This is a genomic window from Mangrovibacterium sp. (assembly GCF_059905295.1).
In genome coordinates, this window is sequence record NZ_JBZQJF010000188.1 from 1 (window position 1) to 9,693 (window position 9,693).

General features: G+C 40.4%; 9 protein-coding genes. 4 read left to right on the forward strand and 5 right to left on the reverse strand.

Going from position 1 to position 9,693, the window contains the following annotated elements:
- On the forward strand, nucleotides 1-199 hold a 199-nt coding region (locus AC37HE_RS10070; RefSeq protein WP_500782706.1), incomplete at its 5' end, for a hypothetical protein.
- A 9-nt stretch (nucleotides 200-208) separates the two neighbouring features.
- Here the strand turns inward: AC37HE_RS10070 and AC37HE_RS10075 are convergent.
- The 4 genes from AC37HE_RS10075 to AC37HE_RS10090 form a co-directional block, all read right to left on the reverse strand.
- Nucleotides 209-2,023, reverse strand: coding sequence for a RagB/SusD family nutrient uptake outer membrane protein (locus tag AC37HE_RS10075; protein ID WP_500782707.1), 1,815 nt, complete (start codon nucleotides 2,021-2,023; stop codon nucleotides 209-211).
- An 11-nt stretch (nucleotides 2,024-2,034) separates the two neighbouring features.
- Nucleotides 2,035-5,400 carry a TonB-dependent receptor gene (locus AC37HE_RS10080; protein ID WP_500782708.1) on the reverse strand — a complete coding sequence of 1,122 codons (3,366 nt, stop codon included), beginning with the start codon at nucleotides 5,398-5,400 and terminating at the stop codon, nucleotides 2,035-2,037.
- Nucleotides 5,401-5,548: 148 nt separating this feature from the next.
- Nucleotides 5,549-6,586: a FecR family protein gene (locus tag AC37HE_RS10085; protein ID WP_500782709.1), complete on the reverse strand. Its 1,038-nt coding sequence runs from the start codon at nucleotides 6,584-6,586 to the stop codon at nucleotides 5,549-5,551.
- 66 nt (nucleotides 6,587-6,652) lie between these two features.
- Nucleotides 6,653-7,279, reverse strand: coding sequence for an RNA polymerase sigma factor (locus tag AC37HE_RS10090; protein ID WP_500782710.1), 627 nt, complete (start codon nucleotides 7,277-7,279; stop codon nucleotides 6,653-6,655).
- A gap of 114 nt (nucleotides 7,280-7,393) precedes the next feature.
- Here AC37HE_RS10090 and AC37HE_RS10095 point away from each other — a divergent pair, with 114 nt between their 5' ends.
- The 3 genes from AC37HE_RS10095 (at nucleotide 7,394) to AC37HE_RS10105 (ending at nucleotide 9,332) form a co-directional block, all read left to right on the forward strand.
- A complete protein-coding gene (locus tag AC37HE_RS10095) occupies nucleotides 7,394-8,266 on the forward strand; it encodes a DUF72 domain-containing protein (protein ID WP_500782711.1) in 873 nt (290 codons plus the stop codon).
- A 132-nt stretch (nucleotides 8,267-8,398) separates the two neighbouring features.
- Nucleotides 8,399-8,749 carry a 6-pyruvoyl trahydropterin synthase family protein gene (locus AC37HE_RS10100; protein WP_500782712.1) on the forward strand — a complete coding sequence of 117 codons (351 nt, stop codon included), beginning with the start codon at nucleotides 8,399-8,401 and terminating at the stop codon, nucleotides 8,747-8,749.
- Nucleotides 8,727-9,332 carry a 7-carboxy-7-deazaguanine synthase QueE gene (locus AC37HE_RS10105; protein WP_500782713.1) on the forward strand — a complete coding sequence of 202 codons (606 nt, stop codon included), beginning with the start codon at nucleotides 8,727-8,729 and terminating at the stop codon, nucleotides 9,330-9,332. The genes AC37HE_RS10100 and AC37HE_RS10105 overlap by 23 nt, the downstream gene beginning before the upstream one ends.
- Before the next feature lie 125 nt (nucleotides 9,333-9,457).
- On the opposite strand, the gene AC37HE_RS10110 is transcribed toward AC37HE_RS10105, so the two are convergent.
- A partial coding sequence (locus tag AC37HE_RS10110; protein ID WP_500782714.1) for a hypothetical protein occupies nucleotides 9,458-9,693 on the reverse strand: 236 nt, incomplete at its 5' end.

Genomic DNA, 9,693 nt, shown 5'->3' on the forward strand with positions numbered 1-9,693 from the left:
ATACCTGAAGATAAAAATCAGCCTTGCGTTTTCTGTTTCGTCTTTGGGGCAAGCCAAAGATGAAAACCCGCCTGGTAAGGCTAGCGGAAATTTATTGGAGCAGAATCGATCCTCTTCAACGCATCTTGAAAAAGACTTTCAAAGAAAAAGAGGCCATCCTGAACAAACAGGAGAACCTCTCTTTTTTTATCTATCCTAACCAACTAAACTAATATCCTGGATTTTGATCTGCCTCAGTCAAGCCTTCGTTAATTTCGATTGCTGATTGAGGTATTGGGCGATAAAGTTTTTCACCAATTGGGTCTGTCCCCAAATTACCAGTCAGGTAGTCGTAATTATAACCGTAGAACATAGTCTTCAGCATTCCTGTACGACGTAATTCCGGCCAACGACCACAATATTGCCCTGCCAATTCTTTACCTGACTCTTTCAGGTAAACCTCCAATGCAGCTTCTTTAGAGGTGGGCAAAGTAATTGATAAAGTACTACCATCTTTGGCATTGCCTGGTCTGGCTAAAACTTTATTGATATATGTTTGTGCTTCTGCATAATTACCCTGACCAATACAAGCCTCTGCATATAATAACATTGTTTCAGATAAAGTAGCTAAAACGATATCTCTGTAGCTCTGTGTAGTGCTGAATGTAACCAATTGGTTCATATCGAATTTTTTAATACACGGTTGAGCGAAGTCATTATTATAAGCTGTTCTCCAATATTTCTCATTCGTCATATGGTCTGAGGAATTCTCAATGAATGGATAAATTCTTAAGATATTTTTTCCATTTTCATCTGTAGCATTCACCGGAACAACGTTGGCATATTCAGGACACCATTTTTCAAGAAATTCTAATGCTCCATCAACTAAGTTACCATCAGCATCCGTCATTGTTATATCCACAAATTCTCCGTTTGTCTCACCATCAGTTAATTTCAGGTAATCATCAAACATCGCTTGAGAATTGTCCCAGGCACGAGGATATATCGCAGTAATGGCATTTGTTCCCGGAACATTATTGCCTTGGTAATAATCGTAGTAGTGTTCCCAAATTGTCAGCATGAACGTAGCATCGTAACGAGCATCGTTTTTAGAATACCAGGAATGTAAAGACCAGGAAGGCATTGCTGAACCAGCCATATATTTGTGACCTAACTCAGATCCTCCTAAATACGGACCAAAAACAGATTCCTGGTTATTCCCGCTTGTTGAAGTCGAAATTGATTTAGAGCTATACTGAATTGAGAATAAATCTTCATCGTTATTTTCATTATCCGGGCTCCACAATTCTTCCATTGTATACTTCAAATCACCTCGTGAGTCCATAACTGCTTTTGCATAAGTTTTAGCAGTTGCAAAATCTGAAACATCACCCAAGTCCCAACCACGAGTTAAATATACTTTTGCCAAATAGTGGTTCACAATATCCTTACAAATATATCCCTCTTTTGAAGTCTGGGGTAAACTGCTATTCAGTGCAGACTCTAATTTGCCAATTATGTAGTCGTAAGATTCAGCCAACGAAGACCGGGGCATATTCATTCGGGGAGCATCCGTATACTCATCATCAATCACAATACCACCAAACTCTTCCAGCAGGATAAAGTGCACAAAGCCCTTAAAGAAATCGTATTCACCCTGATACAAATCCTTATCCGAATCAGAAATATCCGCACCATCCAGATAATATTCTGCGGTGTTTACGGCTTGTAATACAGAATAACAATTGCTGTAAAATTCGGCTACATCGTCATTTGTATCATAAAGGGTCGTATAATCAAAAATACCGTTATTCGTTACTCCTCTGGGCATTTGGTAAAGATCAGTACCTCCTAACAAAACCATTGGAGCTGATTGGTAAATCGTTCTAAGGCTACTATATGCATTAACCCGAAGCGTTTGATAGCCAGCTTCAGTTGCATAAAGTTGATCGTTTGTAATACCCGCCTTATTATCCTCGTCGAGGAAACTACTACAGCTAGAAAGAAGGATGGCGGCAAATAAAATGCTAAATATCTTTTTCATCGTTTCAATCATTAAAATTTAAGGTTAAGACCTACTTGGTAAGTAACTGTTGAAGGACCATTACCATTTTGCAATGTAGTCGTTGCATATTCCGGATCCCATCCCACATAGTCAGTGAAAGTAAATGGATTCAAAATATTCAAATAGATGCGGGCGTAGTTTAAATGCGCTTTGCTAATTAAAGTCTTATCAAATGTATATCCCAATGTAATATTGCGAACTTTAACGAAAGATGCATCCTGATAGCGTCCGTTATTGCCATAGAAATTCCCTGTATTACCAGCTAATGGTCTTGTGGCGTTAGAGTTTTCTTCCGATGTCCCCCAAGTCATCCAGGCTTGTCCATTGTCATCAACAGTAAAATTGTTCCAATCAGCACGTGGTACCCCTCCTGGGTAATAGTAGTCCATGTTCACTTTGGGACGTCCACGCTGAGTATTGGCAGAAGGTCCAAATTCTTGTAAGAAACGGTCATTCACAAATACGCCTTGACGAGTATAAATGTTGAAGGCTAAATCAAATTGCTTATAACTTACGGTAGACGTAATACTTCCTGTCCATGAAGGATCAACAGAACCAAGAATGACTTTATCTTTTGTAGTCATTTCTCCATCGCCATCTGTATCTATTGCTTTTGCATAGCCAGGTCTATCGGCTCCCATTAAGCTACGCTGTTCTGCAGTCATAGACGCCCACTCAGCGTAATTATAAACACCGTCAACTTTATAATCGTAGATAACATTAATCGGCTCATTGATAAAACGAGACTCGTTGACAACATCTTCCTTTTTACCATAAAGACTCCGAATCGCATTCTTATTACTAGCAAAAGTAAATGAAGTAGTCCAGTTCCAATCTTTAGTTTGCAGGTTTACTGTATTCAAAGAAATCTCAATACCACGGTTATTGACAGAACCAATATTATCAGTCATCGCATCAACACCTGACTCAATCGTCAAAGTTCTATCCATCAACAATCCGTCTGATAACTTGTCGTAAAGATCAACGGAACCATTAATCCGGTTTCTCAACATTCCAAAGTCAAAACCAAAGTCCCATTCACGTGTTTTTTCCCAGGTCAAATTCGCATTCACCGGATCTCCAACACCAAAACCACTTACGACAGAGCCAGCAAAGTCGTAATATACTGTAGAACTTGTATTTGGAGACTGCTGTGTACCATAAGCACTTACACCATTGTTGTTACCTGAATAACCGAAACTTAATCTGACCTTCAAATTAGTCAACCAATCGTAACGCTTCATAAAAGACTCTTCAGACATCCGCCAAGCCAATGCAAATGAAGGGAATGCAGCCCACTTGTCTGCCAATTTAGAACTACCATCGGTCCGTACAGTACCGGTCACCATATATTTTCCTGCATAATCGTAATTCACACGTGCTGCGTAAGACAATAAGGTAGTTTGAGCATATCCACTTTCTGAATTACCCGTTCCAATTGTACCTCCAAGCATATTATACCATTCAGAATCATAAGGGAAGTCTTCTGCATAAATCGACAGATATTCGTACTTCGTTTTATAAGCTGACTGGATTAAGGTCACATTAATATTATGGTCTACATTAAACCGGCGATTGTAGTTTAATACGTTATCCCAAGTCCAGTCAAAAGTCTCCTGGTTGTTATTTTCAGCCTGGTTTGTTGAACGGTTTGAGTTCTTTTCATAGTAATAACCAATTCTGGTTCTATTATATCGCGGAGAGAAAGTAGATTTCAAGCTTAATCCTTTAGTTGGGGTAAATTCAACAAAGGCACTACCCAAAATATCGAAACGACTTGTTTCGTGCGTACCAGACTGAATTTCGATCAATGGGTTAGCTGATGAAGTAAAGTTTCCGTCCCCGTTGATAGAGGCCTTAATCCCTGGTTGAGCAATTAAGTTACCTTCTGCATCATAAGCAGGAAGAACAACCGGCATACGCATCAAATCACGATAACCATACTGAGAACCGGTATTTACAACCTGGTGAGACATGGTGAAATTTGCACCGGTCTTAAAGAAATCACTCGCTTTGTGATTGATAGAACCTTTGAACACATATTTATTCATACCTTCTTTCTGGAAGTTACCGTCTTCTTTTTGGTACCCGAAACCAAGGTTATAGGATATATCCTGTGCCATACCTGAAATATTAACGTAGTGGTTTTGTTGAGAACCATTTTTTGTTCCCAGATCCAACCAATCCGTGTATTTCTGATCATATAAGGCCTGATTCACAATAGGTGAATTCTGCGTTACAGCACCTTTGTTTGAATTAGACATGGTATACGTTTGGTTCGTCTCATCCCAGGTATAATAGTGTGCTGTTCTGAAATCAACCCACTGACGTCCATCCATGAAATCAGGAATGCGCGTAATCTCACGTACACCATAATAACCATCATAAGAAACTGACAGTTTTGATTTTGAAGAAGAAGCTCCTTTTGTTTTGACAATTACAACACCATTTGAACCTCGTGATCCGTAGATTGCTGTAGATGAAGCATCTTTCAAAACATCAATTTTTTCAATATCTGAAGGGTTCAGGAAATCGATATCATCAACAACCACACCATCAACAACATATAATGGGTTTCCACTATTCAACGAGTTTTGTCCACGAACCTGAATTGAGAATCCTGCTCCTGGTCGGGTAGAATTTGTTGTAATATCAACACCTGGAGAAGCACCCTGCAATGCTCCCATCACAGAAGAAGAACCAACAGAGGCAATACGATCTGCTGCCACCGAGCTAATCGAACCTGTTAGGTCACTCTTTTTCATGGTACCATAACCAACAGCAACAACCTCTTCAATACCAACTGTTTCTTCCTCCATGACAACAGAAATCTCTGTCTTTCCGGCTACAGGAACTTCTTTTGGCTTCATTCCCACAAAAGAAAAGAGCAATATGCCGTCTCCCGGCACTTTAGATAAGGTATAATTACCATCGAAATCAGTAACCATACCATTCGTTGTTCCTTTTACAATAACTGTTACTCCAGGCAAACCGCCACCAGTATTATCAGTAACCTTACCGGTAACAGTTAATACTTGTTGTGAATTTCCCTCAGTCCCTTGAGTCAAAACAATTTGACGACCTTCAATCTTATAATTGATATTTGTTCCTGAGAAAAGTTGACTTAAAGCCTCCTCTACGTTAGCGTTATCAACCTGAAAATCAATTTTCTTAGTTACATCAATAACACTTCTGCTGTATAGAAAATAATAGTCTGATTCTTCTTCAATCGTTTGAAGAACATCTTCCAGCATTGTGTTTTTTAAATTAACAGAAATTTGTGTACTCTGCGCTGCCGACTTAATAGCAAACGACTGAAAAACAGCAAGTAATACAAATAAACATGTAAGCTTCATAAACAGAAGTGTTTTCCTAATCCAAAGAGATATCCCTCCCTGGAAAATGGGTTTACATTTTTTTTTCATAAATTTGATCTGTATATTTTAATTAATAAACACTTGTTGTTGCCTGTCGTGAATGTGCAAGATTCACTTCAGGCTTTTTTTATATTTTCCTTAATTGAATTATTTTCTGATTATTAACCGTTTCTATCTGATACTTGATTGACAAAGCATTTGATATCAAATTCATGCATTGCTCCAGCTTCTCGTTTTCGAGCGTACATGTTAATTCGTAATCATACAGCCGTTTATCCTTAATCTGAATCTCAACGTTGTACCACCGACTAATCTTTTTCAAAGCGACCTCAAGAGGTTCATTCTGAATGATTAATTTCCCGTCAATCCAACCGATGGCATTTTCATCTTTAACCTCTTTACGAATCATCTTTCGAGCATCTTGGTCAAATTGAAGTTGTTGACCAGGAGAAAGCTCAGCGTTTCCGGACTTACTCTCCAGGTGAATCTTTCCTTCCAATAATGTCGCTTCAAAAAAATGATCAGCAGCATGCCCGTTTATATTGAAGTGTGTTCCGGTTACGATGGTTTTCATCATGGGATTATTCACAATGAAAGGATGCTGTTTATCCGATTTGACTTCAAAATAGGCTTCACCATCAACATAGACTTCGCGTGTATTGCCAGCGAAGGTTTCCGGATAACGGAAGGTTGTACCATCGTTCAACCAAACTTTAGTACCATCAGACAATTGAAAATTTGTTCTTGTTCCTGGTTTTGTATAAATCTCCCGCATGTTACTGGCAAGCTGATTCGTTATAGGAGCACGATCAACCGGACTTTGGAAATATAAATAGGCTGTCAGTCCTAATAAAGGTAAAATAAGGATTGCTGCAACTTTGGAAAAAAATTGAAAAAACTTGGTGGTATTACTAACTGCAGGATGATTACCAACAGTATTCTTTTGTGACGAATTAATTCGGAAAAGCGTCTTCTGAAGTAGTGTATTGAAGTCGGGCTTATTTCCCTGTAAACGGATATCGGAATCCATCCACAAACTCCCTAACGTTTTTCGCACGTTATCGTTGTGTGAGGGATTGGAAAGCCATTTTTTAATTTTATCTGACTCTTCAGGTTTTGTTTTAGCTTCCAAATAGCGTTTGATATCGTCAGGTCTGATATTCATTTGGTTTTTTTTCATCGGTAATACGAAATGAACAAAGCCCTACCCCTATCGTCTGGAGAAAAAAAATTACAAAGGGATTAAAAAACAGTATAAAATCGAGATTATTCGATCTTCTCCAAGTTTTTCACGGATCGTCTTTAACGCAGCTGACACTTGATTTTCAACGGTTTTCACCGACAGCCCCAACTCCTGCGCAATTTCTTTATAGGAATAGCCTTGTTCCCGGCTCATTTTAAAAATTTCACGGCGTTTTTCCGGCAAATCATTAATAATTCCGTTTGCCAGCGATTCAATATTATTGAATTCAACGATGTGCATGGTTTCATCCGATTCGAAAGAGCTGTTTATACCCCAACGACTCATTTTGTTTTTTTCGGCGGAATCTTTTCTAAGCCAGGAAATGGTCTCAGAATAGGTAATAGAGAACAGAAAAGATTTAAAAGAAAGATATTCATCAATTTGCATACGCTTTTCCCAAACTTTCAGGAAAACCTGCTGGGTAATTTCTTCAGCGATATAGGGCTCTTTGGCGATACTTAGAGCAAACGCATAAAGTCGTTCTGAATATTTTTTGAATAAGACAGAAAACGCTGAGATATCTCCTGATTTCAGCAATTCAACATTTTCTTGATCTTCATTTCTCCCCATTAATTCTTTCTCGTTTTCGGCTGTTACAAAACTATAAAAATCCACCGATCACAAGCTTCTTTGCTCTTTCAAAAAGCGCTTCTCTCCTTCAAATGGGAAGAGGATTAACAAATATTTAAGCATTATGGTTTATCTTCACGCCAACAGAAAACAACAACCATGAAATTCGGACAAATTGAGAACCCCGTAGAAATTGATTTTACCCTACCGGCAGATCATCCGGCAACAAGGATGATCTTAGAGAATAACGACCATGCAAAACCTTTAAACGTTTATGTTGGTTGCGCCAAGTGGAACAGAACCGATTTGAAAGGCTTTTATCCACGTGGTACAAAGGACGAACTGAGTTATTATTCAACCCAGTTTAATTCGATCGAGTTAAACGCAACTTTCTACGGTATGCCTCCGGCCGAACGGGTGATTGGCTGGCGGGATAAGACCCCGGAAGATTTTCGCTTCTTCCCAAAGATTACCCAAAGTATCAGCCACATGCGCCGACTGAATAATGTGGAGCAGCTGACGGAACAATATTGTGACAACATTGCCAATTTTGAGCATAAACTGGGGATGGTCTTTCTGCAGCTGCATGATAATTTTGGTTATAAAAATTTTGATCGGCTGGTTACGTTTATTGAAAAATTCCCGAAAGTTATTCCACTGGCGGTAGAATTACGAAATACAAGTTGGTTCAACGAGCAAGGTATTTCGGATGAAGTGTATCAGCTGTTGGAAGCGAATAACATGACCAATATTATTGTCGACACTGCCGGCCGCCGCGACCTGCTGCACATGCGCCTGACAACGCCTGTCGCTTTCGTCCGTTATGTTGGAGCCAACGACCCGCAAAGCGATCGTGATCGGCTGGATGAATGGGTAGATCGTATTAATACCTGGGTCGACCAGGGGTTGCGCGACATTTATTTCTTCGTTCACCAAAACATGGAAAAGGAGTCTCCCCTGCTGACAGCACATTTCATTGAGCGCTTAAACAAGGCGATTGGAACCGATTTGCACATTCCAAAGATGGCATAATCATTCCCTTTCAGTCAAACAATCAGAAATCTATTCTGTTACTGTTTTTTAGGTGATATTCTAAGCAAATAATGTTAGGTTTGCACCGAATTTAAGATCGGACTCGTTTCCGGAAAGCAAAAGTGTAGCAAGATGATTTGGACCATTAAAAAAACGTTCGAAATTTCGGCAAGCCACCAGCTGGATTTGCCTTACGAGAGCAAATGCAACAACCTGCACGGCCATAACTGGATCGTTGATATTTACGTGGCCAGCAACGAGCTGGAGAACGGAATGGTGGTTGACTTCAACTACCTGAAAGAAGAAGTATTTCAGAAACTCGATCATAAACACCTGAATGATATTATCCCTGTTCCGACGGTGGAAAATATGGCGCTTTGGATTGCCAATACCATTGGTACCAAGGAAGCCGGAAAACGTTTTTGGTGTACCAAAGTTGTGATTCAGGAGAGCCAGGGCAATGTCTGTGAATTTAACTGTTAACGAACTTTTTTACTCCCTCCAGGGAGAAGGATCCCGGGCGGGAATACCGAATATCTTCATTCGCCTCTCGAAATGTAACCTGAACTGCTGGTTCTGCGATACCGAGTTCGAGTCGGGCGAAAGCTACTCGCTGGAACAATTACTGGATGAAATCAGCCAGTTTCCCTGTAAAAACATTATTTGGACCGGCGGCGAACCTGCCCTGCAATTAACGGAAGAAATTGTTGGTTTCTTCAAGGAACGCGGCTACTACCAGGCAATTGAAACCAACGGAACCAAACCACTTCCGTCCAATCTCGATTTTATAACCTGTTCACCCAAACAGGTCACCGCGGAACAACTAAAAAAGAACTTTCCGAATGGCGTTTCGGAAATGAAATGCATTTTCAACGAAGGCCCGGAATATGCAATTGAAGAACTTCCGAAAGCCAGTCACTATTTCTTAAGCCCTGTTTTCCTGGGCAAAGAAAAAGAGCGCATGGACATGGACAAGGCTATTCTGCAAGGTTGTATCAACTACATCCTGGCCAATCCGGGATGGCAACTATCTATTCAGCAACATAAGGTTTGGAATATCCGCTGATCAACTCCCGGCAATAAATTCGCGATAACAGACCTCTGCAGGCCATCGGCAACAAACTCAGGTGAAACTCCCCTAACAGGGAAAACAGGGATGGCACTTCACGCATCAGATCCTTAAACCGAAACTTAGCGGAGCCACTCCGTTTGGTTGAGAGCATAAACCAGTATCCGTCTGAGTCCACCGGTTTCGTTGAGAGCATAAACCAGCATCCGTTTGGGTCCCCCGGTTTCGTGGAGGGCATAAACCAGCATCCGTCTGAGTCCCCCGGTTTCGTGGAGAGCAGAAACCAGCATCCGTTTGGGTCCCCCGGTTTGGTGGAGAGCATAACCAGCATTCGTTTGAGTCTGCCGGTTTGGTGGAC

Coding starts and splice junctions, on each gene's coding strand:
- AC37HE_RS10075 (WP_500782707.1), bottom strand. CDS start 2,023: ATGAAAAAGATATTTAGCATTTTATTTGCCGCCATCCTTCTTTCTAGC.
- AC37HE_RS10080 (WP_500782708.1), bottom strand. CDS start 5,400: ATGAAGCTTACATGTTTATTTGTATTACTTGCTGTTTTTCAGTCGTTT.
- AC37HE_RS10085 (WP_500782709.1), bottom strand. CDS start 6,586: ATGAATATCAGACCTGACGATATCAAACGCTATTTGGAAGCTAAAACA.
- AC37HE_RS10095 (WP_500782711.1), top strand. CDS start 7,394: ATGAAATTCGGACAAATTGAGAACCCCGTAGAAATTGATTTTACCCTA.
- AC37HE_RS10100 (WP_500782712.1), top strand. CDS start 8,399: ATGATTTGGACCATTAAAAAAACGTTCGAAATTTCGGCAAGCCACCAG.
- AC37HE_RS10105 (WP_500782713.1), top strand. CDS start 8,727: ATGTCTGTGAATTTAACTGTTAACGAACTTTTTTACTCCCTCCAGGGA.